The organism is Paucibacter sp. M5-1 (genome assembly GCF_027498415.2).
Taxonomy (GTDB): Bacteria; Pseudomonadota; Gammaproteobacteria; order Burkholderiales; family Burkholderiaceae_C; genus Roseateles_E.
Genome location: NZ_JAPZLM020000001.1, coordinates 1,712,141 through 1,736,499 on the forward strand (window position 1 = coordinate 1,712,141; position 24,359 = coordinate 1,736,499).

Here is a 24,359-nt window from a genome sequence, read left to right on the forward strand (position 1 = left end):
AGCGCCGCAGTAACTGACTAATTGGTCAGTAATGTATTTGTCGCTTTGAGGCCTGTCAAACCCGGCTGTGCCTTGTTTTGGCGACCTCGCGCATCGGCACACCCTCCGGCTGCGCACACAATGCCGGCCGTGAGCATAGAACACTACGAAAATTTTCCCGTCGCTTCCTGGCTCTGTCCGCCGGCCCTGCGCCCGGCCATTGCCGCGATCTACCACTTCGCCCGCACCGCCGACGACATCGCCGACGAAGGCGAGGCCTCGGCCGAGCAGCGCCTGGCCGAGCTGCGCGCCTACCGCGCGGATCTGCAGGCGGTCTCGCGCGGCCAGCCGCCCTCGCCGCGCTGGGCCGCCCGCGTCTTCACTCCACTGGGCCCGGCGCTGCAGCGCCACCGGCTGCCGCTGCCCCTGCTCGAAGCGCTGCTGGACGCCTTCGAGCAGGACCTGGTCAAGACCCGCTATGCCGACCGCGCCGAGCTGCTCGATTACTGCCGTCGCTCGGCCGACCCGGTCGGCCGGCTGCTGCTGCATCTGTATGGCGTCGGCGACGCGCAGGCGCTGCGCCAGTCGGACGCGATCTGTTCCAGCCTGCAGCTGATCAATTTCTGGCAGGACATGAGCCGCGACGGCCCGCGCGGCCGCGTCTACGCGCCCCAGCAAGACCTGGCACGCCACGGCCTGAGCGCCGAGGCCCTGCAGCGCTGCGAAGACAGCCCCGCCGCCCGTGCCCTGCTGCGCGAGCTGTGCGACTGGGCCGAGCGCCTGATGCACGAGGGCGCGCCGCTGGTGCACCGCCTGCCCGGCCGGGCCGGCTGGGAGCTGCGCCTGGTGGTACAAGGCGGCCTGCGCATTCTTGCGAAAATCAAGGCCATGGATCACGCCACCCTGCTCACCCGCCCCCGTCTGCATGCGATAGACCTGCCCACGATGCTGTGGCGGGCCCTGCGTATGAATGCGAGCCTGAACGCTCGCATGGAGGTCCAGTGACACCCGAGCAATACGTTCAGGACAAGGCGGCCAAGAGCGGGTCGAGCTTCTACTACGCCTTCCTCTTTCTACCGCCGCCGCGCCGCGCCGCGATCACCGCCTTCTACGCCTTCTGCCGCGAGATCGATGATGTGGTGGACGAAATCCAGGACCCCGGCATCGCCGCCACCAAGCTGGCCTGGTGGCGCAAGGAAGCGGCCGGCGCCTTTGCCGGCTCGCCCCAGCATCCGGCGATGAAGGCGCTGATGCCCCATGTGGCCGACTACGACATCCGGCTCGAGCATCTGATGGCGGTCATCGAGGGCTGCCAGATGGACCTGGAGCAGACCCGCTATCTGGACTACCCGGGCCTGCAGCGCTACTGCCATCTGGTGGCCGGCGTGGTCGGCGAGGTGGCCTCGGGCATCTTCGGCCGCAGCGAGCCGGCCACCATCGCCTACGCCCACAAGCTGGGCCAGGCCCTGCAGCTGACCAATATCATCCGCGACGTCGGCGACGATGCGCGGCGCGGCCGCATCTATCTGCCGATCTCGGAGCTGCAGCAGTTCGACGTCAAGGCCCACGAGATCCTCAAGCGCGAGAAGCCCTGGGGCTATAGCGAGCGCTTCAGCGCGCTGATGCAGTTCCAGGCCCGGCGTGCCCATGCGCTCTACGACGAAGCCTTCGCGCTGCTGCCCGAGACCGACCGCCGCACGCAAAAGCCCGGGCTGATGATGGCCCATATCTACCGCGCGCTGCTGCGGGAGATCGAGGCCGAGCAGTTCCAGGTGCTGCATCAGCGCATCTCGCTGACGCCGTTGCGCAAGCTCTGGATCGCGATGAAGACCAATTGGCGCGGCCGGTGAAGCGCGTCGCCGTCATCGGCGGCGGCTGGGCCGGCCTGGCGGCGGCGGTGCGGGCCACCGACGCCGGGCACCGCGTCACGCTGATCGAGATGGCGCCGCAGCTGGGCGGCCGCGCGCGCAGCCTGGCGCAGCCGCCACGGCTGGACAACGGCCAGCACATCCTGATCGGCGCCTATGTGGAGAGCCTGGCGCTGATGCGCCGGGTCGGCGTCGACCCCGCGGTGGCGCTGTGGCGCGCGCCGCTGCGGCTGCGTTATCCCGAGCATGAGGGCCTGCGCCTGCCGCCGGGGCCGCCGCTGATCGCCTTCACCCGCGCGGTGCTGGCGTGCCGGGCCTGGCCGCTTGGTGCCAGGCTGGCACTGCTGCGCGCCAGCCTGGGCTGGGCGCTGGCGGGGTTTCGCTGCGATGAGAAGCTCAGCGTTGACACACTGTGCCGCGCCCTGCCCGCGCCGGTGCGGCAGGAGCTGATCGACCCGCTGTGCGTGGCCGCGCTGAACACGCCGGCGACCGAGGCCAGCGCGGCGGTGTTTCTGCGCGTGCTGCGCGATGCATTGTTCAGCGGCCGCAGCTCGGCCGACCTGCTGCTGCCGCGCCTGCCCTTGAGCGAGCTGCTGGCCGCGCCGGCGGCGCAATGGCTGCGCGCGCGCGGCGCCGAGCTGCGGCTGGGCCGGCGCGTCGATCATGTCGATGCCCATGGCCGGGTCGATGGCGAAGGCTTCGACGCCGTGATCCTGGCCTGCAGCGCCACCGAGGCCGCGCGCCTGGCCGAGCCGCTCGCGCCCGGCTGGGCCGCGCTGGCCCGCGGGCTGCGCTTTGAGCCCATCGTGACCGTCTATCTGGAAAGCCCCGGCTCGGCGCTGCCTGCACCGATGCTGGCCTTGCACGAAGGCCCTGAGGCGCCGGCCCAGTTTGTCTTTGACCTCGGCCAGCTCGGCCATGCCAGCGGCCGCTTCGCTTTTGTGATCAGCGGCGCCGCGCCCTGGATCGAGCGCGGCCTGGAGGCGGCCGGCAGCGCGGTGCTGGCCCAGGCGCTGGCGGTGCTGCGCTGGCACAGCCCGCCGAGCATGCTGCGGGTACTGGCCGAGAAGCGCGCCACCTTTGCCTGCACGCCGGGGCTGCGGCGCCCGCCGGCGGCGATCGCGCCGGGGCTGTGGGCCGCCGGCGACTATATCGACGGCCCCTACCCGGCCACGCTGGAGGGCGCGGTGCGCGCCGGTCAGGCGGCTGCGGCCGCCGTCCAGCAGGGCTGATCAGGGCTGATCCGGCTGACGCGCAAACGGTGCCGCCAGCGGCTCGCCGACGAACACACTCTGCGTCGGCCAGAGCACGCTGCGCCAATAAGCCTCCAGCGCACTGACGCCCTGCAGATAGTTCAGCAACAGCAGCTGCGGATGCGGGAACTTTTGCAGATGGTTGCAGGGTTCGCTGACCGCGCCGTGGCTGGCGGTGGCCCCCGCCGCTAGCCAGTCCAGCGCGCTCATCTGGGGACCCGTCGTGCGCTCCAACTGGCCGCCCGACGAGGTCAGATGATCGGCCAGCGCGCCGGGCAGGAAAGGGATCTGGTCCAGGCCCTCGACCCGGGCCAGCCCAGTCTGGTAGAGCACCACCTCGGCCAGCGGCGGCAGCTGGTCCTGATCGAGCTGGCGCACCTCGACACCCCAGGCCCACAGCCGACCCGGCGGCGGGAACAGCGGCGCGCGCACATTGCGGGCCTTGTCGGCCGTGCTGGCGAACACCGCCTGCACCGGCGGCGTGCCGCGCTGCGCCAGGCTGTGATCGGCGGCCACGCCGCGGTCGATCAGCGCCCGGGCCTGCTCGACCGAGCGGGCGGCCAGCAGCATGGCCGGCCGCCAGCCGAGATCGCTGAAGGGCTTGTGGCCGGTATAGGCCACATAGGGCGAGGGCTTGGAAGGCGCGCAGCTCTGCTTGCAGAGCTCGGCCTGAAAGCCCAGCGCCAGCGCGCCGGTGATGGAGTTGCAGGCCACAGCATAGGGCTGACTCCAGGCCAGCGCCAGTGCCTGTACCCGACCCGGCAGGCGGCGCTGCAGCTGCGCCTGCCACTCATCGAACTCGGCCGGGCTCAAGCTCGGCCGCAGCGGCAGCTCGACCCGCAGGACCTGCTCGGCGGCCAAGCCGCGCCGCCGGGCGTAGTACTCGCCCACCGCCACCGAATAGGGATCGGCCGTGTTGATCACCACGGCAATATCGGCGGCCGTCAGCCGGCCCGTCACGGGCGGCACCCGCAGCCATTGCGACTGGGCCGGGGCCTGCGCCTGAGCGAGCCCCACCAGCATCAGCCCGGCCAGCAGCGCGGCCACTGTCTTCATTTCGCCATGTAGAAAATTCACAAAATCCCGCACAATGAAAGCATGAAAAACAAAGAGGGGCAGACGCCCGCAGTTCAAGTCCTGGAACGCGCCTTTACCTTGCTGGACGTTCTGGCCAGCCATCAAGACCCCGTTTCACTGAAGCAGATCAGCGAAACCACCGGTCTCCACCCCTCGACGGCGCACCGCATTCTCAACGACCTGGCAATCGGCCGTTTCGTCGACCGGCCCGAGGCCGGTAGTTATCGGCTGGGCATGCGCTTGCTGGAGCTGGGCAATCTGGTCAAGGCGCGGCTGGATGTGCGCGATGCGGCGCTGGGGCCTATGCGCGAGCTGCACAAATTCACCCACCAGCCGGTCAATCTGTCGGTGCGCCAGGGTGACGAGATCGTCTATATCGAGCGCACCTACAGCGAACGCTCGGGCATGCAGGTGGTGCGGGCCGTCGGTGGCCGGGCGCCGCTGCACCTGACCTCGGTGGGCAAGCTCTTCCTGGCCAGCGACGACGCCCAGCGGGTGCGCGCCTACGCGACCCGCACCGGCCTGGCCGGCCACACCAAGAACAGCCTGACCGAGATCGGCGCGCTGGAGCGCGAAATGGCCCTGGTGCGCCAGCGCGGCGTGGCGCGCGACGACGAGGAGCTGGAACTGGGCGTGCGCTGCATGGCCGCCGGCATCTATGACGACCAGGGCAAGCTGATCGCCGGTCTGTCGATCTCGGCGCCGGCGGACCGGCTGGAGGAGAGCTGGCTGGCGCGGCTGCGCGAGACCGCCGCCCAGATCTCGCAGGCGCTGGGCTATCGCGGCTGACCCAGCGCCCAATCAAAAAAGCGCGCCAGTGGCGCGCTTTTGTACTGATGGGCTCAGTTCAGCCCGAGATGCCCGGCAGCGCGGCGCTGACTTCGGGATTGGCGCTGATCCATTTGCGCACCCGCTCGGCATCGCCGATACGCGAGTACTTGCCGGCCGAGTCCAGGAACACCAGGATCAGCTTGCGGCCGGCCATCTGCACCTGCATCACCAGGCAGCGACCGGCCTCGTTGATGAAGCCGGTCTTCTGCAGGCCGATATCCCAGGAACCGCTGCGCACCAGGCCGTTGGTGCTGTGGAAAGCCACCTGGCGACGGCCCAGGGTCACCAGATGCTCCTTGGAGGTCGACAGCTCGCGCAGCAGCGGGAACTCATGCGCCACCCGCACCAGCGCGGCCAGATCCTTGGCGCTGCTCTGATTGCGGCTGGACAGGCCGGTGGGCTCGACGTAATGGGTGTCGCTCATGCCCAGGGCCTGAGCCTTCTGGTTCATCGCCGTGACAAAGGCCTTCAGGCCGCCGGGATAGTGGCGACCCAGCGCATTGGCGGCGCGGTTCTCGGACGACATCAGCGCCAGATGCAGCATCTCGCTGCGGCTCAAGGTGGTGCCGATCGCCAGACGCGAGCGGGTGCCCTTCTCGGTGTCGATGTCTTCGTCGGTGACGGTCAGCATCTCGTCGAGCGGCTGCTTGGCCTCGACGACGACCAGGGCCGTCATCAGCTTGGTGATGGACGCGATCGGCAACACCGCCTGGGAATTCTTGGACAGCAGCACCTCGTTGGTCTCCTGGTCCATCACCAGGGCCACGCTGGACTTCAGATCGAGCGGGTCTTCGACCGCATGCAGGCCGTAGATCTGGCCAAACGAGGGCCGGGCCGGGGCGGCAGCCATCACGGCCTTGCGCGGCGCGCGCAGCGTGCGGGAGGCGGGCTTGGCCTTGCGCACCGTCTTGCCGGCCTTGCTGCTGCTCTTGCTGGCGCTGGCCGCATGGGCTTGCTGGGCCGGCAGCAGCGATCCGCCGGCCATGAGGGCGCAGCTCATCACCGCGCTCGACAACAAAGTCACAAAAGTCTTCAATCCAGCCCCCAATGCTTGCGTCGCAAGTGTAGGTCAAAGGAAAAAGTCGGGCAAGATCAAAAACTTATGCGCGCCTCCTAAAGTGAAGCATCGCGTAACTTAGTTCCCAACCGGCCCCGGTTCAGCCCTGCGCCGCGACTCTTTCGGTCTTGCTTTGCAGCTTGTTCAGTGCGCTCAAATATGCCTTGGCCGAGGCCACGACGATATCGGGGTCGGCACCAACGCCGTTCACCACGCGCCCGGCATGCTGCAAACGCACCGTGACTTCGCCCTGCGATTCTGTGCTGCCGCTGGTGATCGCATTGACCGAATAGAGCAGCAGTTCGGCGCCACTTTGCACCTTGGACTCGATGGCACGCAGGCTGGCGTCGACCGGGCCGTTGCCGTCGCTCTCGGCATGGTGCTCGACGCCGCCGGCCGCAAAAGCGACCTTGGCATGGGGGCGCTCGCCGGTTTCCGAGTGCTGGGACAGGGCCAGCAGGCGGTAATGCTCCTGCTCGGCGGTGACCGACTCGTCCATCACCAGCGCGATGATGTCCTCGTCGAAGATCTCGTTCTTGCGGTCGGCCAGGTCCTTGAAGCGCACGAAAGCGGCATTGATCTCGGCCTCGGACTCCAGCGCAATGCCCAGCTCCTGCAGGCGCTGCTTGAAGGCATTGCGGCCGCTGAGCTTGCCCAGCACGATCTTGTTGGCACTCCAACCCACGTCTTCAGCCCGCATGATTTCGTAGGTGTCGCGCGCCTTCAGCACGCCGTCCTGGTGGATGCCGGAGGCATGGGCGAAGGCATTGGCGCCGACCACGGCCTTGTTGGGCTGGACCACGAAGCCGGTGGTCTGCGAGACCAGGCGCGAGGCCGCGACGATCTGGGTCGCGTCAATGCCGACGTCCAGGCCGAAGTAGTCGCGCCGGGTCTTGACCGCCATCACCACCTCTTCCAGCGAGCAGTTGCCGGCGCGCTCGCCCAGGCCGTTGATCGTGCATTCGATCTGGCGCGCGCCGCCTATCATCACGCCGGCCAGCGAGTTGGCCACCGCCATGCCCAGGTCGTTGTGGCAGTGCACGCTCCAGATCGCCTGGTCGGCGTTGGGCACGCGCTCGCGCAGGGTCTTGATGAAATTCCCGTACAACTCGGGGATCGCATAGCCGACCGTGTCGGGGATGTTGATCGTGCGCGCGCCTTCCTTGATCACCGCCTCGACGACGCGGGCCAGGAACTCCGGATCGGAGCGGTAGCCGTCCTCGGGCGAGAACTCGACATCGTCGGTCAGATTGCGGGCGAAGCGAACCGCCTGGATGGCCTGCTCCAGCACCTGCTCGCGTGTCATGCGCAGCTTCTTCTCCATATGGAGCTCGCTGGTGGCGATGAAGGTGTGGATGCGCGAGCGCGCCGCGCCCTTCAACGCCTCGGCCGCGCGCGCGATGTCGCGGTCATTGGCGCGCGCCAGCGAGCAGATCGTGCTCTCGCGCACCGCGTCGGCAATCGCCTTGACGGCTTCGAAGTCACCATTGCTGGAGGCCGCGAAGCCGGCCTCGATCACATCGACCTTGAGCCGCTCCAGCTGGCGCGCGATGCGCAGCTTCTCGTCCTTGGTCATCGAGGCGCCGGGCGATTGCTCGCCGTCGCGCAAGGTGGTGTCGAAAATGATCAGCTGCTGGCTCATGAGCGGGCTCCCGGTGGATGTGTTCAGGCGGTGATGGAGGTGGCGAACTGCAGCTGGCCGCGCTCGGCGGCGCGGCGCAGGCCGGAGCTGATGGCCTTCAGCGAGGCCGAGACGATGTTGGCATCGATACCGACACCGAAGAGTGTCAGCGCGTCCCCGATGCGCAGCTCCAGATAGGCCACGGCCTTGGCGTCGGCGCCGCTGCCTATCGAATGCTCGTGGTAGTCGAGCACGCGCACGGCGGAGCTCAGCTGGGCGTTCAAGCCGTTGATGAAGGCGTCGATCGGGCCGCTGCCCTCACCTTGCACTTGCAGCTGGCGCTCGCGCAGATCGGCGCTGGCGCGCAGGCTGACCCGGCCCTCGGCCGACTCGCTGATTGCCGGATGCAGGGCCGCACCGGCGCTGATGCCGTATTCGCGGTCGAAGATGCCCCAGATGTCGGCGGCGCTGAGTTCCTTGCCGCTGTCGTCCATCACGGCCTGCACGACCTGGCTGAACTCGATCTGCAGGCGGCGCGGCAGCTCGACCCCGTACTCGGCCTCCAGCAGATAGGCGATGCCGCCCTTGCCCGACTGGCTGTTGACGCGTATCACCGCGTCATAGCTGCGGCCCAGGTCCTTGGGATCGACCGGCAGATAGGGCATGTCCCAGATGTCGCCGTCCTTGCGGGCGGCGAAGGCCTTCTTGATCGCGTCCTGGTGCGAGCCCGAGAACGAGGTGTAGACCAGGTCGCCGGCATACGGGTGGCGCGGATGCACCGGCAGCTGGGTGCAATGCTCGGCGCAGCGGCGCACCTCGTCGATGTCGGAGAAATCCAGCTCGGGCGAGACGCCCTGGGTGTAGAGGTTCAGCGCGATATTGACGATGTCGACATTGCCGGTGCGCTCGCCGCTGCCGAACAGGCAGCCCTCGATGCGGTCGCCGCCGGCCATCAGCGCGAACTCGGCCGCGGCCGTGCCGGTGCCGCGGTCGTTGTGCGGATGGATGGACAGCACGACGCTATCGCGGCGCTCGATATGGCGGTGCATCCACTCGACCATGTCGGCAAAGATATTGGGCGTCGAGTGCTCGACGGTGGCCGGCAGATTGATGATGACCTTGCGCTCGGGCGTCGCGCCCCAGGCCTCGGTCACCGCATCGACGACGCGCTTGGAGAAGGCCAGCTCGGTGCCGGAGAACATCTCGGGCGAGTACTGGAAGCGGAACTCGGTCTCCGGCTGCGCCTCAGCCATGCGGCGGATCATCTGCGTGTGCGTGACGGCCAGCGCGACGATCTGGTCCTCGTCCATGCCCAAGACGACCTTGCGCATCACCGGCGCGACCGCGTTGTAGAGATGGACGATGACGCGGCGCGCGCCGCGCAGCGACTCGAAGGTGCGCTCAATCAGCGGCTGGCGCGCCTGGGTCAGCACCTGGATGGTCACGTCATCAGGGATCAGGTTCTGCTCGATCAGCAGGCGCACGAAGTCGAAATCGGTCTGCGAGGCCGAGGGGAAACCGACCTCGATCTCCTTGAAGCCGATGCGCACCAGCATCTCGAACATGCGCAGCTTGCGCTCGGCATCCATCGGCTCGATCAAGGCCTGGTTGCCATCGCGCAGATCGGTGCTCAGCCAGATCGGTGCGCGGCTGAGCTGGGCGTCCGGCCAGGTCCGGTCGCGCAGACCGATGGCAGCGAAGGCGCGGTACTTGACGTTGGGTTGCTTCAACATGGATCTTGCTTCCTGGTGAGTCTGGATCGCAACCTGCAGACTCGAAAAGACCAACGGCCCGCTGCAGGGTGCATACGGGCCGTTGAGATCAAAAACGCTTGGACGTGCGCGATCAGCGAACCCGAGGTTCACCTAGTAGTAGCAGCGCGAACGCGAACAAGGTCTTCATGGGCGATGAATATAGCACGTGAGTTCAGCGATGCAGGCCCTGCTCATCGGGCTCGTCGGTCGATGTGGCAATCATGCTGACCTGCTTGCCCTTGGCCTTGCGCCAGAAATAGATCACGTAGCCCGACAGGCCATAGGCGCAGAAGATCGCGAACAGCCCCAGCGGCGGGTTCTGGCTGATCAGCACGATGGCCAGCGCGATCGCGACCAGCACCACGAAGGGCACGGTGCGCCGGGCGCCCACCACCTTGAAGCTGTAGAAGGGCGCATTGGTCACCATCGACAAGCCGGCGAACAAGGTCATGCCGAAGGCGGTCCAGACCACCCAGGGCAGATGGGTGACCTGCTTGAAGCCATAGTCATCGAAGGCCCAGATCATGCCGATCACGATGGCCGCGGCGGCCGGGCTGGGCAGGCCCTGGAAGAAACGTTTGTCGACCACGCCGATATTGACGTTGAAGCGCGCCAGGCGCAGCGCCGCACCCGAGATATAGACAAAGGACGGGATCCAGCCGAGCTTGCCCATGTCCTTGAAGGCCCAGACATAGACGATCAGCGCCGGTGCTGCGCCGAAGCTGACCATGTCCGACAGGCTGTCCATCTGCTCGCCGAAGGCGCTCTGTGCATTGGTCATGCGCGCGACCCGGCCGTCCAGGCTGTCCAGCACGGCGGCGCAGAAGATTGCGATGCAGGCCAGCTCGAAGCGGCCATTCATCGACATCACGATCGCGTAGAAGCCGGAGAACAGCGCTGCCAGCGTGATGGCATTGGGCAGCACATAAATGCCCTTGCGACGCGGGCGCACCGGCGCCGGCACGGTGTCCTCGTCCTCGTCCGGCAGCTCGGTCGGGCTCTTCTTGTTCGGTTCGGTCATGGGGCGGGAGGATACAACAGGCACTCCATAGAAAAAGCCGCGAGGCCTGAGGGCTTCGCGGCTTTCAAGTCCGGCTTGACGGATCAGTTCTTGCTCTGGTCGACCAGGCGGTTCTTCTTGATCCAGGGCATCATCGCGCGCAGCTTCTCGCCAACCTGCTCGATCTGGTGCTCCGAGGTCAGGCGACGGCGGCTCAGCAGGGTCGGTGCGCCGGCCTTGTTCTCAAGGATGAAGCTCTTCGCATACTCGCCGGTCTGGATGTCCTTCAGGCACTGGCGCATCGCTTCCTTGGTGGCTTCGGTGACGACCTTGGGGCCGGTCACGTACTCGCCGTACTCGGCATTGTTCGAGATCGAGTAGTTCATGTTGGCGATACCGCCTTCATAGATCAGGTCGACGATCAGCTTGAGCTCGTGCAGGCACTCGAAGTAGGCCATCTCGGGCGCATAGCCGGCTTCCACCAAGGTCTCGAAGCCGGCCTTGATCAGCTCGACGGCACCGCCGCACAGCACGGCCTGCTCGCCGAACAGATCGGTCTCGGTCTCTTCGCGGAAGTTGGTCTCGATGATGCCGGCCTTGCCGCCACCGTTGGCCGAGGCGTAGCTCAACGCCAGATCACGGGCCTTGCCGGTCTTGTCGGCATAGACGGCGATCAGGTGGGGCACGCCGCCGCCTTGGGTGTAGGTGCCGCGCACTGTGTGGCCGGGGGCCTTGGGGGCGACCATCCAGACGTCCAGATCGGCACGCGGCGTCACCTGGCCGTAATGGACGTTGAAACCGTGGGCGAAGGCCAGCGAGGCGCCTTGCTTGATATGGGGCTCGACTTCGCGCTTGTAGACCTCGGCGATCTGCTCGTCGGGCAGCAGAATCATCACGACGTCGGCAGCCTTGACCGCATCGGCGATCTCGGCGACCTTCAGGCCGGCGTTCTCGGCCTTGGCCCAGGACGCGCCGCCGCGGCGCAGACCGACGGTGACCTTGACGCCGCTGTCGTTCAGGTTTTGCGCATGGGCATGGCCTTGTGAGCCGTAGCCGATGATGGTGACGTTCTTGCCCTTGATCAGGCTCAGGTCGGCGTCCTTGTCGTAATAAACGTTCATGTCGTGCTCCAGGAAAAAACGGGTCGGGTGTTGTTGGGTGGGGAAAATCTAGAAACTCAGACGCGCAGGATGCGCTCGCCGCGGCCGATGCCGCTGGTGCCGGTGCGCACCGTCTCCAGGATGGAGCCGCGGTCCAGCGCGCCGATGAAGGCGTCGAGCTTGGAGGCCGTGCCGGTCAGTTCTATCGTGTAGGTCTTCTCGGTGACGTCGATGACACGGCCGCGGAAGATGTCGGCGGTGCGCTTCATCTCCTCGCGCTCCTTGCCGACCGCGCGCACCTTGATCAGCATCAGTTCGCGTTCGGTGAAGTTGCCTTCGGTCAGGTCAACCACCTTGACCACCTCGATCAGCCGGTTCAGGTGCTTGGTGATCTGCTCGATCACCTCGTCCGAGCCGGTCGTGACGATGGTCATTCGCGACAGCGAGGGGTCCTCGGTGGGCGCCACCGTCAGGCTCTCGATGTTGTAGCCGCGGGCCGAGAACAGCGCAACGACGCGCGACAGCGCGCCCGGCTCGTTCTCGATGAGCAGTGCAATGATGTGTTTCATAGAGTCTCGTCCTTCGCGCTCTTCAAGCCGGCGGCGGTAACCGACGGCTCTTGGCCACGCTCTTCGATTGAAAGGGAGTCGGTCCGGGCCTTGGGATTCGTCGACCAGGCTTTCGGCCCCGCGCGGTAACGCAGCGGCCCCGGCCTGGCTTGCCGAAACTCAGAGGTCTTCGGACCCCAGCAGCATTTCCGAGATGCCCTTGCCCGCCTTGACCATGGGCCAGACGTTCTCGGTCGGATCGGTGCGGATGTCCAGGAACACGGTGCGATCCTTCAGGCGCATCGCCTCGCGCAGCGCGCCCTCGACATCGCCGGGCTTCTCCACCAGCAGGCCGACATGGCCATAGGCCTCGGCCAACTTGACGAAGTCAGGCAGCGCTTCCATATAGCTGTGCGAGTAGCGCTTGCCGTAGTCCAGCTCCTGCCACTGCCGCACCATGCCCAGGTAGCGGTTGTTCAGCGAGACAACCTTGACCGGCGTGTTGTACTGCTTGCAGGTCGACAGCTCCTGGATGCACATCTGGATCGAGCCTTCGCCGGTGATGCAAAACACATCCGACTCCGGCTTGGCCAGCTTGATACCCATCGCATAGGGCAGGCCCACGCCCATCGTGCCCAGGCCGCCGGAGTTGATCCAGCGGCGCGGCTCTTCGAAGCCGTAGAACTGCGCGGCCCACATCTGGTGCTGGCCGACGTCCGAGGTCACATAGGTGTCGCGGCCGCGGGTCAGGTTCCACAGCGTCTCGACCACCATCTGCGGCTTGATGACGGCGCTGTCCTTGTCATAGGCCAGGCAGTCGCGACCACGCCACTCGTTGATCTGGCTCCACCAGCTGTTCAGCGCCTGGCTGTCGGGCCTGGCCTGGGCTTCCTTGAGCTGATGGATCAGCTCCTGCAGCACGTCCTTGACGTCGCCGACGATGGGAATGTCCACCCTCACCCGCTTGGAGATCGACGAGGGGTCGATGTCCACATGGATGATCTTGCGCTCGACCGAGCCGAAGTGCTGCGGGTTGCCGATCACGCGGTCATCGAAGCGGGCGCCGACTGCCAGCAGAACATCGCAGTTCTGCATCGTCATATTCGCCTCGTAAGTGCCGTGCATGCCCAGCATGCCCAGGAAGCGCGGGTCGCTGGCCGGCATCGCCCCCAGACCCATCAGGGTGTTGGTGCAGGGATAGCCCAGCAGGTTCACCAGCTCGCGCAGCTCGGCCGAGGCCTCGCCCAGCACCACGCCGCCGCCGGTGTAGATATAGGGGCGCTTGGCCTGCAAGAGCAGCTGCACCGCCTTGCGGATCTGGCCGGAATGCCCCTTGCGCACCGGGTTGTAGCTGCGCATCTCCACGTGCTGCGGATAGGCGAAGTGCGTCTTGTACAGCGACACATCCTTGGGGATGTCCACCACCACCGGGCCGGGCCGGCCGGTACGGGCGATGTGGAAGGCCTTTTTCATCGTCATCGCCAGATCGCGCACATCCTTGACCAGGAAGTTGTGCTTGACGATGGGGCGGGTGATGCCGACGGTGTCGCATTCCTGGAAGGCATCCAGGCCGATGGCCGGTGTCGGCACCTGACCCGTCACGATCACCATCGGGATCGAGTCCATATAGGCGGTCGCGATGCCGGTGATCGCATTGGTGACGCCGGGGCCCGAGGTCACCAGGGCCACGCCGACATCGCCGGTGGCGCGGGCATAGCCGTCGGCCGCATGGACCGCTGCCTGCTCATGGCGCACCAGCACATGCTGGATGGTGTCTTGTTTGTACAGTGCGTCGTAGATGTACAGCACTGCGCCGCCCGGGTAGCCCCAAAGGTATTTGACACCTTCGGCCTGCAGGCAGCGAACGAGGATCTCCGAGCCGTTCAGCTCCGAAGACGCGGGGGAAGAAGGGGGGGAATGCAGTTGTGCCGCGGTGGCACGCTTGACTTCCGCGCTAGACATGTCCATTTCGAACCTCTGTGAATTTCTCTGACGAAAAACCATTGGTGCTCCTTCTCGCGCCCTCGTGAGGCGGATGTGGAGCCTGCGCGATCAAAAAGGTGGCGCCCCAGTCGGGCGGCCAGCTAAAGACCAAATTCAGCTCTTGTGCGAAGCAGCATTATGCACGGACTCGCCGCTTATTCGCCATTTCGACGGAGACTGACGGGCCTAATGCAATAATTCGCGGCGTTTTCGCCAGCTCAGGGCTCGCCCGCCAAACTTTTGGCCACCGACAAAGAACTCAACGAATTCCTCCGCAGCGTCGAAAAAAGGGCGTTCAAACGCAGCGCCTATATGGTGCGCGATGACGATGCCGCCCTGGACATCGTGCAGGACGCCATGATTCGCCTGGCCGAAAAATACTTCGACCGCCCGGCGGCGGAGCTGCCGCTGTTGTTCCAGCGCATCTTGTCGAATGCGACGATGGACTGGTTCCGCCGGCAAAAGGTGCGACGCGCCGTGATGCAGAACATGTCAGACTTCGAGTCTGCGGATGCCGATGGCGACTTCGACCTGCTGGAATCGCTCGAAACCCGCGACGGTGCCCTCGGGGCGCTGAGCGCGGCAGACGAGGTGTCGAGACAGCAAATCCTGCAGGCGATCGACAAGGAAGTCTCGGAGTTGCCAACGCGTCAACGCGAAGCCTTCCTGCTGCGTTACTGGGAAGAGCTGGATGTGGCGGAGACCGCATCCGTGATGGGGTGTTCGGAGGGCAGTGTCAAGACGCATTGCTCCCGGGCCGTCCATTCGCTTGCAAAATCATTGAAGGCCAAGGGAATCACACTATGAACAAGCCTCAGCGTTCGCATCTCGCACAGGAGCAGGACACCCTCGTGTCACGCTTTGGCCTGCGCGTCGCCGCAGGCTTGACCGAACAGGGTGAGCAGCTGTCGCAAGACGTCAGCGAGCGCCTGCGCTTCGCCCGCGAGCAGGCCTTGCTGAAGGCGCGCAGCGCCCGCGCCGCGCAGCCGCAGCTCGCCACCGAGGCGGTGCAGCAAGGCGGCGCGAGTCTGGCCTTGCGCGGTCCCGGCGGCGGTCGCTGGCTCAAGCTGGCCTCCTTGCTGCCGCTGCTGCTGCTGGTCCTGGGCCTGCTGCTGATCCAGCACAGCCAGTGGTACCAGCAGATCACCGCCGCCGCCGAAGTGGATGCCGCCCTGCTCTCCGACCAGTTGCCGCCGGCCGCCTATGGCGATCCGGGCTTCCGGGAGTACCTCAGCGACGAGGAGCAGGCCCAGCAGCCGCCCGAGCAGCAGCAACAACAAGCGCGCGAGCAGAAGTAACGAGCCGGCCGCATGACATGTCCTGCCCCGGCGCTGCGCTCAGCCCTTTCCCTCGCTCCTCCTCTCGCCCGTTCCATGCTGCGGGCCCTCGGCGCCGCCGTGCTGATCGCCTCGGCCCAGGCCCAATCGCCAATGCCGCCGCCGACCGGTACGGAGACGGCGCCGCCGTCTGAGCCGGCTGTCGGAGCCTCCGCAGCGCTGCCGGTCAAAAAACCAGCCGCCGCCGATTCCGGCGCCCAGTGGCAGACACTGAACCCCAGCCAGCAGCATCTGCTCGCGGCGCTGGAGGGCGAGTGGAGCGAGATGGACCCGTCCCGCAAGGGCAAATGGCTGGAACTGGCGGCCCGCTACCCCAGCCTGCCGGCCGATGAGCAGCTGCGCGTGCAGGAGCGCATCAGCAGCTGGGCCAAGCTGAGCCCGGCCGAGCGCCAGCAGGCCCGCCTCGGTTTTCGCGCCGCGCGCGAACTCAAGGCCGATGAGAGGCAGGCCAAATGGGAGGCCTACCAGGCCCTGCCCACCGAGCGCCGCCAGGAGCTGGCCGACAAGGCCGCCCAGAAGCTGAGCCAGCCGACCAGCGGCAGCAAGCCGGGCGCGCGCCCCGCCACCAAGGCGCCGGCGCCGCCCACCGCACAGCCGCTGATGGTCCCTGTGCTGCCCAAGAACCAGCCCGAGCTGCCGCTGGGCCCGACGCTGCTGCAGGCCAAGCCCGGCGCCAGCACTGTGCTGATCAACCAGGGCAAGGGCGCTCAGCGCCCGACAGGCCGGGTCAAGCCCGGCTTCGATGCCAGCCTGGTCGACAGCGCCACCTTGCTGCCCAAGCCGGCCCGGCCACGCGCCTCAGATAACAATTGATCCACCGATGACTGAATCTTCTCGCGGCGCAGCCGGCGACGCCGCCCCTGGCGTGGCCCGCCGCCTGGCCTGCTTCATTTACGAAGGCGTGCTGCTGTTCGGCGTGGTCTTCATCTCGGGCTATCTGTATTCAACCCTGACTCAACAGCGCCATGCGATGCAGGGCCAGCACGGGCTGCAGGCCTTTTTGTTCATCGTGCTGGGGATCTACTTCGTCTGGTTCTGGTCGCACGGAGGCCAGACGGTGGCGATGAAGGCCTGGCATATCCGCGTTGTCGACAGCCAGCAGCGCCCGCTCGGTCAGCGGCGCGCGCTGGCGCGCTATGTGCTCAGCTGGCTGTGGTTTCTGCCGGCGCTGCTGAGCGTCTGGCTCTTGGGCCTGCATGGCCTGGGTGCGATCTTCGGCAGCCTGTTCGCCGGTGTGCTCGCGTACGCGGCGCTGGCCTGGCTGCATCCGCAGCGCCAATTCCTCCATGACGCAATCTGCGGCACCCGGCTGATCACTCAGCGCCCGGTCAAGCGCTGAGCTGACGGGGCGGCGGGGCCGCTGCGCTCAGACGGCCGCTTCGTCAGTCTCGCCAGTGCGGATGCGCACCACCTGCTCGACCGGGGTCACGAAGATCTTGCCGTCGCCGATCTTGCCGGTCTTGGCGGCCTTCAGGATCGCATCGATGCAGCGCTCGACGTCCTCGTCCTTGACCACCACCTCGACCTTGACCTTGGGTAGGAAGTCGACCACGTACTCGGCGCCGCGGTAAAGCTCGGTATGACCTTTCTGGCGACCGAAACCCTTGACCTCGGTCACCGTCAGACCCGAGGCGCCGACTTCGGCCAGCGACTCACGGACTTCGTCCAGCTTGAAGGGCTTGATGATGGCGGTGATTTGCTTCATGGCGAGGGCTCCGAGGGGATTTGAACTGTTTGTGATTTAAGCACGAACCCGGGGCCTAATCGGGGATGCGATCGAGATCGGCCAGCCAGATCGCCGACTCCGAATCACTGGGCGCACGCCAATCGCCCCGCGGCGACAGCGAACCGCCGCTGCCGACCTTGGGCGCGTTGGGCACACAGCTGCGCTTGAACTGGCTGCCCTTGAAGAAGCGCTGCACAAAGATGCGCAACACCCGCTTGATCTCGGCCAGCGTGTACTCGTTGCGCTGCACATGGGCCTCGTCCGGCCAGGCGCCGCGCTCGCGCGAGCCCCAGGCATGGCGCGCCAGGAAGGCGATCTTGCTCGGCGCATAGCCATGCCGCAGCGTGTAGAACAGGTGGAAGTCCTGCAGCTCGTAGGGCCCGATCATGGCCTCGGTGCTCTGCAAGACCTGACCCTCGCCGCCTGCGGGGACCAGCTCGGGGCTGATCTCGGTGTCCAAAATGTCCAGCAAGACCTGGTGGTCGGCGCCGCCCAGCTGACCGGTCTCGGCCACCCAGCGCACCAGGTACTTGATCAAGGTCTTGGGCACGCTGGCGTTGACGTTGTAGTGCGACATATGGTCGCCCACGCCATAGGTGCACCACCCCAAGGCGAGCTCGCTCAGATCGCCGGTGCCCAGCACCAGCGCGCCCTGGTGGTTGGCCAGGCGGAACAGGTGGTTGGTTCGCTCGCCGGCCTGCACGTTCTCGAAAGTGATGTCGTAGACCGGCTTGCCGTCCGCATAGGGATGGCCCAGGTCCTTCAGCATCTGCTCGCAACTGGGTCGGATGTCGATCTCGGACGCGCTGCAGCCGATCGCCCGCATCAGCCGCCAGGCCTGGTCGCGGGTGCGCTCGCCGGTGGCATAGCCGGGCATGGTGTAGGCCAGGATATGGCTGCGCGGCAGGCCCAACTGGTCCATCGCCCGCGCGGCCACCAGCAAGGCATGGGTGGAGTCGAGCCCGCCCGACACGCCGATGACCAGCTTGGCGATGCCGCTGGACGCCAGCCGCTGCACCAGGGCCTGCACCTGGATGTTGTAGACCTCCTCGCAGCGCTCGTCACGGCGGCCGCGATCGGCCGGCACATAGGGAAAGCGCTCGATCTTGCGCTGCAAGGCCAGCGGCGCCTCGCGCTCGATGTCCAGGTCGAACTCTATCGTGCGATGCGCCTTGACGGCGGCGGCATGGCTGCGCACCGACTGGCCGAAGCTGGTCTGGCGCATGCGCTCGCGCGCCAGCCGCTCCAGGTCGACATCGGCCGTGATCAGCTGCGAGCGGCGCTGAAAGCGCGCCGACTCGGCCAGCGCCTCGCCGTTCTCGTAGATCAGGGCCTGGCCGTCCCAGGCCAGATCGGTGCTCGATTCGCCGGCCCCGGCCGAGCTGTAGACATAGGCCGCCAGGCAGCGCGCCGACTGCTGCGCGACCAGTTGCCGGCGGTAGTTGGCCTTGCCGACGATGACGTTGGAGGCCGACAGATTGACCAGCACGGTCGCGCCGGCCAGCGCCGCGAAGGAGGACGGCGGGATCGGCGTCCAGACGTCTTCGCAAATCTCCACATGCACGCGCAGCAGCGGCAGATCGGAGGCGGCGAACAGCTGCTGGCTGCCGAAAGGCACACGCTGGCCCAGCAGCGCAATCTCGCTGACGGTGGCCTCCTCGGCCGCACTGAACTGGCGCGCTTCGTAGAACTCGCCGTAATTGGGCAGATAGGTCTTGGGCACGACACCCAGCAGCCGGCCCCGCTGCAGCACCACGGCGCAGTTGAACAGGCGCTGCTCGACCCGCAGCGGCATGCCGACGATGGCCAGCGTCGGCAGCGCTTCCGAGGCCCTCAGCACCGCCGCCAGCGCGGCCTCGCAGCCGTCCAGCAAGGCCCGCTGGTGGAACAGATCGTCGCAGCTGTAGCTTGAGAGGCCCAGCTCGGGGAAGGCCGCCACGGCCGCGCCGCTGGCAGCGGCCTCGATCAAGAGCGCTGCGGTCTGTTGCCCGTTGTAAGCCGGATCGGCGACGCGGCACAGCGGCACGCCGACGGCGACACGGGCGAAATCGTGGTTATAGAGATTGTCGAAACGCATGGACGAATCCTGCCATCAAAGCGAAGGACTTGCGCTTGCCCCTAAGATTTGTTGATCCATGAAGCCCTCCTCTGCGACGCTGCGCGTCGATGACAACCCCCTCGCCCTGGCGCCCGAAGCCTGGAACGCCTTGCTGGCGGCATCGGCGCGGCCGACGCCCTTCATGCGGCACGAATACCTGCAGGCCCTGCACGAGTCCGGTTCGGCCGTCGAGGCCACCGGCTGGCAGCCGCTCTTCCTCAGCGCCTGGCAAGACGAGCAGACCCTGATCGCCGCCTGCCCGGCCTACCTGAAGAGTCATTCCTACGGCGAGTATGTGTTCGACTGGGCCTGGGCCGATGCCTACCGCCGCCATGGCCTGGACTACTACCCCAAGCTGCTGGTGGCCGTGCCCTTCACGCCGGTGCCGGGCAGCCGGCTGCTGGCGCGCGATGACGAGGCCCGCGCGCTGCTGATGCGCGGCCTGCAGGCGCTGGCCGAGCAGCAGGGCCTGTCCTCGGCCCATCTGCTGTTCGGCGACGCGCAAGACCAGGCCGCGGCGCAGCAGCGGGGCTGGATGGCGCGCAGCGGCGTGCAGTTCCATTGGCGCAACCGCGAACCCCTGCCCTATGGCTCGTTCGAGGAGTTCCTGGCCACGATGCAGCGCGACAAGCGCAAGAAGGTCCAGCAGGAGCAGCGCAAGGTGCGCGAGGCCGGCATCGTCTTCGAGGCCCGGCATGGCGCACAGATCAAGGCCGAGGACTGGGACTTCTTTTACCACTGTTACCGGCTGACCTATCGCGCCCACCACAGCACGCCCTACCTGACGCGGCCCTTCTTCCAGGCCATGGCCGAGACCATGGCCGAGCACTGGCTGCTCTTCATCGCCCGGCGGGGTGAGGAGCGCGTGGCGGCATCGCTGATCGCGCTGGACCCCGAACGCGGCCATGCCTATGGCCGCTACTGGGGCGCGACCGAGACCATTTCCTGCCTACACTTCGACGCCTGCTACTACCAGCCGCTGGCCTGGTGCATAGAGAACGGCTTCCACAGCTTCGAGGGCGGCGCCCAGGGTGAGCACAAGATGGCCCGCGGGCTGATGCCGGTGGCCACCGGCTCCAGCCACTGGCTGGCCCACCCGGATTTCCGCGACGCGGTCGGCGATTTCCTCGCCAGGGAGGGTCAGGCCATGCGTGGCTATGTCAACGAACTGGAAGAGCACCGCCCCTTCAAGGCGTAAAAAAGCCCCGGCCTTGCGGGGCGGGGCTTGCTTCGACCGGGGACAGGTCTTGCTTACTTCTGCTCGGCCTTGGCATAGTTGGCCAGACCGGACACGATCTCGGCCTTGGCGGCCTCCGGGCCTTCCCAGCCCTTGACCTTGACCCACTTGCCGGCCTCCAGGTCCTTGTAGTGCTCGAAGAAATGCTGGATTGCCTTCAGGCGCATCTGGTTGATGTCCTCGGGCTTTTGCCAATGCGAGTAGATCGGCAGCACCTTGTCGATCGGCACGGCCAGCAGCTTGGCGTCGCCGCCGGCTTCATCGTCCATCTGCAGCACGCCGATGGCACGGCAGGTCACGACCACGCCCGGGGTCAGCGCGAACGGCGTGATCACCAGCACATCGACCGGATCGCCGTCATCGGCCAACGTGCGCGGGATGTAGCCGTAGTTGCAGGGGTAGTGCATCGCCGTCGTCATGAAGCGGTCGACGAACAGCGCGCCGCTTTCCTTGTCGACCTCGTACTTGATCGGGTCGGCGTTCATCGGGATTTCGATGACGACATTGAATTGCTCGGGCGCCTTGGCGCCGGGGGTCACGTTGTGCAGGCTCATGATTTTTGAAACGCCAGGGGAAACCCGAATTCTAGCGGCAGGCCTTGCCAGCGCCTGACACCGGTGTCGGCGACCCACCCACTGGTAAACGCTCAATCGCCGGGGCGGGCCGCTCCCTTAGCATGCGCCGACCGACCTGTTCGAGCGTGCGGGACTGGCGTTGTGTGCGGGCGTTCATCCAAAACGGCAGATACAACAGAGGAGACATCTACATGTCGACGAGTTTGGCGCTGTACTTCGCGCTGGCCTGCGGCCTCGCCGCAGTCTTGTATGGGTTTATTCAACGCAGCTGGATCCTGAGTCAGGACGCGGGCAATGCCCGCATGCAAGAAATCGCCTCCGCCATCCAGCAGGGTGCGGCCGCCTATCTGGCCCGTCAGTACAAGACGATCGCCGTCGTCGGCATCGTGCTGGCCGTGTTGATCGCGGTCTTCCTGGACCTGACCTCGGCCATCGGCTTCGTGATCGGCGCCGTGCTGTCGGGCGCCTGCGGCTTCATCGGCATGAACGTCTCGGTGCGCGCCAATGTGCGCACCGCCCAGGCCGCCACCCAGGGCATAGGCCCGGCGTTGAATGTCGCCTTCAAGGGCGGCGCGATCACCGGCATGCTGGTCGTCGGTCTGGGCCTGCTGGGCGTGGGCCTGTTCTTCTGGTACTTGAGCGGCGGCGAGAAGGTCGACCCGGCCACCTTGAAGCCGCTGCTGGGCTTTGCCTTCGGCTCCTCGCTGATCTCGATCTTCGCGCGCCTGGGCGGCGGCATCTTCACCAAGGGCGCCGATGTCGGCGCCGATCTGGTCGGCAAGGTCGAGGCCGGCATCCCCGAGGATGACCCACGCAACCCGGCCGTGATCGCCGACAACGTCGGCGACAACGTCGGCGACTGCGCCGGCATGGCGGCCGATCTGTTCGAAACCTACGCGGTCACCCTGATCGCGACGATGGCGCTGGGCGCGCTGGTCGTGACCGCGGCGCCGATGGCGGCCGTGCTCTACCCGCTGCTGCTGGGCGGCGTCTCCATCATCGCCTCCATCATCGGCTGCGGCTTCGTCAAGGCCTCGCCGGGCATGAAGAACGTGATGCCGGCGCTCTACAAGGGCCTGGCGGTGGCCGGTGTGCTGTCGCTGATCGCCTTCTACTTCGTCACCAAGGCGGCGATGCCCGATGACGCGCTCGGGGCCGGCACGCAGCTGCGCCTGTTCGGTGCCTGCGCCGTGGGCCTGGTGCTGACCGCCGCCCTGGTCTGGATCACCGAGTTCTACACCGGCACCCAGTACTCGCCGGTCAAGCACATCGCCCAGGCCTCGACCACCGGCCACGGTACCAACATCATCGCCGGCCTCGGCGTGTCGATGCGCTCGACCGCCTGGCCGGTGCTGTTCGTCTGCCTGGCCATCATCGCCGCCTACCAGCTGGCCGGCCTCTACGGCATCGCGGTGGCCGCCACCGCGATGCTGAGCATGGCCGGCATCGTCGTTGCCCTCGACGCCTACGGCCCGATCACCGACAACGCCGGTGGCATCGCCGAGATGGCCGAGCTGCCCAAGAGCGTGCGCGATGTGACCGACCCGCTGGACGCGGTGGGCAACACCACCAAGGCCGTCACCAAGGGCTATGCGATCGGCTCGGCCGGCCTGGCCGCGCTGGTGCTGTTTGCCGACTACACCCACTCGCTGGAAGCGCGCGGCATGAGCATCGCCTTCGACCTGAGCGATCCCAAGGTCATCGTCGGCCTCTTCATCGGCGGCTTGATCCCCTATCTGTTCGGTGCGATGGCGATGGAGGCGGTAGGCCGTGCGGCCGGATCGGTGGTGGTCGAGGTGCGGCGCCAGTTCCAGGACGGCCAGATCATGGCCGGCCAGCGCAAGCCCGACTACAGCGCGGCGGTCGACATGCTGACCTCGGCCGCGATCAAGGAGATGGTCGTGCCCTCGCTGCTGCCGGTGGTCGTGCCGATTCTGGTCGGCCTGCTGCTGGGCCCGGCCGCGCTGGGCGGGCTCTTGATGGGCACCATCGTCACCGGCCTGTTCGTCGCGATCTCGATGTGCACCGGCGGCGGCGCCTGGGACAACGCGAAGAAATACATCGAGGACGGCCATCATGGCGGCAAGGGCAGCGAGGCCCACAAGGCAGCGGTCACCGGCGACACCGTCGGCGATCCCTACAAGGACACCGCCGGCCCGGCCGTCAACCCGCTGATCAAGATCATCAACATCGTCGCGTTGCTGATCGTGCCGCTGCTGCCGATGACGGCCGCCAGCACCAAGCCGGCAGTGCCGGTCGTGGCCCCGGCAGCCGAAGCGTCAGCCCCGGCGCTCGCCGCCTCCGAGCCGGCGGCGCTGCCACCCAGCGCACCGGCCTCCCAGCCCTGAGCACCAAGCCCCAAAAAAACAGCCCGCATGCGGGCTGTTTCTACTTTGAAGCCGGCCCGCCAGGCCCCACAATCAGCCGCACAGGGACACAGGGATTTCTATCGCCATGATGAGCAGCCGGGCCATCACGCCACACGAGCTTTCGCGCCGCCGCGCCCAGCTGGGCGATCTGCAGCGCTACCTGCTGACGCAGGAGCAGGAGTTCGGCGCGCTGCGCGATCAGGTGCAGGCCTTTGTCGGTCGCTATATCGAGGCCCTGGGGCCGCTCTATCTGGAGCTGGACGCGCTGGAATCGCAGCTCTTCTGTGCCACCCAATACCTTTACGAGGCGCTGCGCCGCAACGGCGTCGACGCCCGCGAACCGCGAGCGCCGCAGGCCACCGCGCTGCCGCAGATCCCGCAGCTGCCGATGGGCGCGCCGCCGCCGGCCGAGCCCGAGGGCGGCCTGGTCGAGCTGGCCCCGCCCTCGCTGAAGCAGCTGTACCGGCGCGCCGCCATGCGCCTGCACCCCGATCTGGCGCCCAGCGATGCCGAGCGCCGCCACCGCGAGCAAGCGATGATGACGGTCAACGAGGCCTATGCGGCCAATGACCGCCGCCGGCTCGAAACCCTGCTGCTGGCCGCTGGCGAGCATCCGGTCAAGGTCACCGGCGGCAATGCCGATGCGGTGCTCGAATGGCTGCGCCGCAGCGAGCTCGCGGTGCAGGGCCGGCTGCGCGTCGTGCAAGCCCATCTGGTGGCGCTGGCCGCGCACCCCATGCACCAGCTCTGCAAGGCCATCGTCCAGGCCGAGGCCAAAGGTCTCGACCCCTTGGCCGTGATGGCCAGCCGGCTGCGCACCCAGATCGCCGAGCGCCGCCAGGAGCTCTATATCGGCCAGCGCCTGCAGCCCGAATCGGGCATGGCGCAGGCATTTCTGCACCGGCGCCAGGAGCGCCTGGGCGCCGGCCTCTGAGCGCGGCGGCTC

At 66.9% G+C, this 24,359-nt stretch carries 22 protein-coding genes; 11 read left to right on the forward strand and 11 right to left on the reverse strand.

Annotation, left to right across the window (positions count from 1 at the left end):
• The first annotated feature begins 120 nt into the window (after positions 1–120).
• From hpnC to hpnE, 3 genes are read left to right on the forward strand one after another with little or no spacing between them, the layout of a single operon-like run.
• Positions 121–984, forward strand: a complete 864-nt coding sequence (gene hpnC / locus O5M90_RS07930) for a squalene synthase HpnC (RefSeq protein ID WP_269840584.1) — start codon at positions 121–123, stop codon at positions 982–984.
• Entirely contained in the window at positions 981–1,829 is an 849-nt protein-coding gene (gene hpnD, locus O5M90_RS07935; RefSeq protein ID WP_269840585.1) for a presqualene diphosphate synthase HpnD, read from the forward strand. Before hpnC ends, hpnD begins: the two co-directional genes overlap by 4 nt.
• Positions 1,826–3,079, forward strand: coding sequence for a hydroxysqualene dehydroxylase HpnE (gene hpnE / locus O5M90_RS07940; protein ID WP_269840586.1), 1,254 nt, complete (start codon positions 1,826–1,828; stop codon positions 3,077–3,079). The genes hpnD and hpnE overlap by 4 nt, the downstream gene beginning before the upstream one ends.
• Here hpnE and O5M90_RS07945 read toward each other — a convergent pair whose 3' ends face one another.
• Entirely contained in the window at positions 3,080–4,156 is a 1,077-nt protein-coding gene (locus O5M90_RS07945) for a TIGR03790 family protein (RefSeq protein ID WP_269840587.1), read from the reverse strand.
• A gap of 42 nt (positions 4,157–4,198) precedes the next feature.
• On the opposite strand from O5M90_RS07945, the gene O5M90_RS07950 reads away from it, so the two are divergent.
• Positions 4,199–4,966 (forward strand): IclR family transcriptional regulator, encoded by a 768-nt coding sequence (locus O5M90_RS07950; protein ID WP_137941716.1) that lies wholly within the window; start codon positions 4,199–4,201, stop codon positions 4,964–4,966.
• Positions 4,967–5,024: 58 nt separating this feature from the next.
• Here the strand turns inward: O5M90_RS07950 and pbpG are convergent, their stop codons facing one another.
• The 7 genes from pbpG to O5M90_RS07985 form a co-directional block, all read right to left on the reverse strand.
• Positions 5,025–6,008 carry a D-alanyl-D-alanine endopeptidase gene (gene pbpG, locus O5M90_RS07955; RefSeq protein ID WP_332909498.1) on the reverse strand — a complete coding sequence of 328 codons (984 nt, stop codon included), beginning with the start codon at positions 6,006–6,008 and terminating at the stop codon, positions 5,025–5,027.
• 157 nt (positions 6,009–6,165) lie between these two features.
• On the reverse strand, positions 6,166–7,707 hold the full coding sequence (locus tag O5M90_RS07960) for a 2-isopropylmalate synthase (RefSeq protein WP_269840588.1): 1,542 nt from the start codon (positions 7,705–7,707) through the stop codon (positions 6,166–6,168).
• Between the two features lie 23 nt (positions 7,708–7,730).
• Positions 7,731–9,419, reverse strand: a complete 1,689-nt coding sequence (gene leuA / locus O5M90_RS07965; RefSeq protein ID WP_269840589.1) for a 2-isopropylmalate synthase — start codon at positions 9,417–9,419, stop codon at positions 7,731–7,733.
• A 193-nt stretch (positions 9,420–9,612) separates the two neighbouring features.
• Complete coding sequence (pssA, locus tag O5M90_RS07970) at positions 9,613–10,461, reverse strand: CDP-diacylglycerol--serine O-phosphatidyltransferase (protein WP_262969594.1); 849 nt, start codon at positions 10,459–10,461, stop codon at positions 9,613–9,615.
• An 83-nt stretch (positions 10,462–10,544) separates the two neighbouring features.
• Positions 10,545–11,561 carry a ketol-acid reductoisomerase gene (gene ilvC / locus O5M90_RS07975; protein ID WP_137941711.1) on the reverse strand — a complete coding sequence of 339 codons (1,017 nt, stop codon included), beginning with the start codon at positions 11,559–11,561 and terminating at the stop codon, positions 10,545–10,547.
• Between the two features lie 56 nt (positions 11,562–11,617).
• Positions 11,618–12,109 (reverse strand): acetolactate synthase small subunit, encoded by a 492-nt coding sequence (gene ilvN, locus O5M90_RS07980; RefSeq protein WP_137941710.1) that lies wholly within the window; start codon positions 12,107–12,109, stop codon positions 11,618–11,620.
• A 159-nt stretch (positions 12,110–12,268) separates the two neighbouring features.
• Entirely contained in the window at positions 12,269–14,056 is a 1,788-nt protein-coding gene (locus O5M90_RS07985) for an acetolactate synthase 3 catalytic subunit (RefSeq protein ID WP_440401932.1), read from the reverse strand.
• A gap of 255 nt (positions 14,057–14,311) precedes the next feature.
• Here O5M90_RS07985 and O5M90_RS07990 point away from each other — a divergent pair, with 255 nt between their 5' ends.
• The 4 genes from O5M90_RS07990 (at position 14,312) to O5M90_RS08005 (ending at position 16,747) form a co-directional block, all read left to right on the forward strand.
• The gene (locus O5M90_RS07990; protein WP_137941708.1) at positions 14,312–14,878 is read left to right on the forward strand and encodes an RNA polymerase sigma factor; all 567 of its coding nucleotides are present in this window, start codon (positions 14,312–14,314) and stop codon (positions 14,876–14,878) included.
• Complete coding sequence (locus O5M90_RS07995; RefSeq protein WP_137941707.1) at positions 14,875–15,369, forward strand: DUF3619 family protein; 495 nt, start codon at positions 14,875–14,877, stop codon at positions 15,367–15,369. The genes O5M90_RS07990 and O5M90_RS07995 overlap by 4 nt, the downstream gene beginning before the upstream one ends.
• 75 nt (positions 15,370–15,444) lie before the next feature.
• Positions 15,445–16,221, forward strand: coding sequence for a DUF3106 domain-containing protein (locus O5M90_RS08000; protein ID WP_269840591.1), 777 nt, complete (start codon positions 15,445–15,447; stop codon positions 16,219–16,221).
• Between the two features lie 7 nt (positions 16,222–16,228).
• Entirely contained in the window at positions 16,229–16,747 is a 519-nt protein-coding gene (locus O5M90_RS08005) for an RDD family protein (RefSeq protein WP_269840592.1), read from the forward strand.
• 27 nt (positions 16,748–16,774) lie between these two features.
• Here O5M90_RS08005 and O5M90_RS08010 read toward each other — a convergent pair whose 3' ends face one another.
• Together O5M90_RS08010 and O5M90_RS08015 are read right to left on the reverse strand one after the other, a co-directional pair.
• Positions 16,775–17,113, reverse strand: a complete 339-nt coding sequence (locus O5M90_RS08010; RefSeq protein WP_102769755.1) for a P-II family nitrogen regulator — start codon at positions 17,111–17,113, stop codon at positions 16,775–16,777.
• Between the two features lie 55 nt (positions 17,114–17,168).
• Entirely contained in the window at positions 17,169–19,211 is a 2,043-nt protein-coding gene (locus tag O5M90_RS08015; protein ID WP_269840594.1) for an NAD(+) synthase, read from the reverse strand.
• Positions 19,212–19,269: 58 nt separating this feature from the next.
• Here O5M90_RS08015 and O5M90_RS08020 point away from each other — a divergent pair, with 58 nt between their 5' ends.
• Positions 19,270–20,430, forward strand: a complete 1,161-nt coding sequence (locus O5M90_RS08020) for a GNAT family N-acetyltransferase (protein WP_269840595.1) — start codon at positions 19,270–19,272, stop codon at positions 20,428–20,430.
• Positions 20,431–20,483: 53 nt separating this feature from the next.
• On the opposite strand, the gene ppa is transcribed toward O5M90_RS08020, so the two are convergent.
• On the reverse strand, positions 20,484–21,023 hold the full coding sequence (ppa, locus tag O5M90_RS08025; RefSeq protein ID WP_137941702.1) for an inorganic diphosphatase: 540 nt from the start codon (positions 21,021–21,023) through the stop codon (positions 20,484–20,486).
• A gap of 212 nt (positions 21,024–21,235) precedes the next feature.
• On the opposite strand from ppa, the gene O5M90_RS08030 reads away from it, so the two are divergent.
• Both O5M90_RS08030 and O5M90_RS08035 read left to right on the forward strand, forming a co-directional pair.
• The gene (locus O5M90_RS08030; RefSeq protein WP_262969602.1) at positions 21,236–23,392 is read left to right on the forward strand and encodes a sodium-translocating pyrophosphatase; all 2,157 of its coding nucleotides are present in this window, start codon (positions 21,236–21,238) and stop codon (positions 23,390–23,392) included.
• Between the two features lie 106 nt (positions 23,393–23,498).
• Entirely contained in the window at positions 23,499–24,347 is an 849-nt protein-coding gene (locus O5M90_RS08035; RefSeq protein ID WP_137941700.1) for a J domain-containing protein, read from the forward strand.
• The last annotated feature ends 12 nt before the right edge of the window (positions 24,348–24,359 follow it).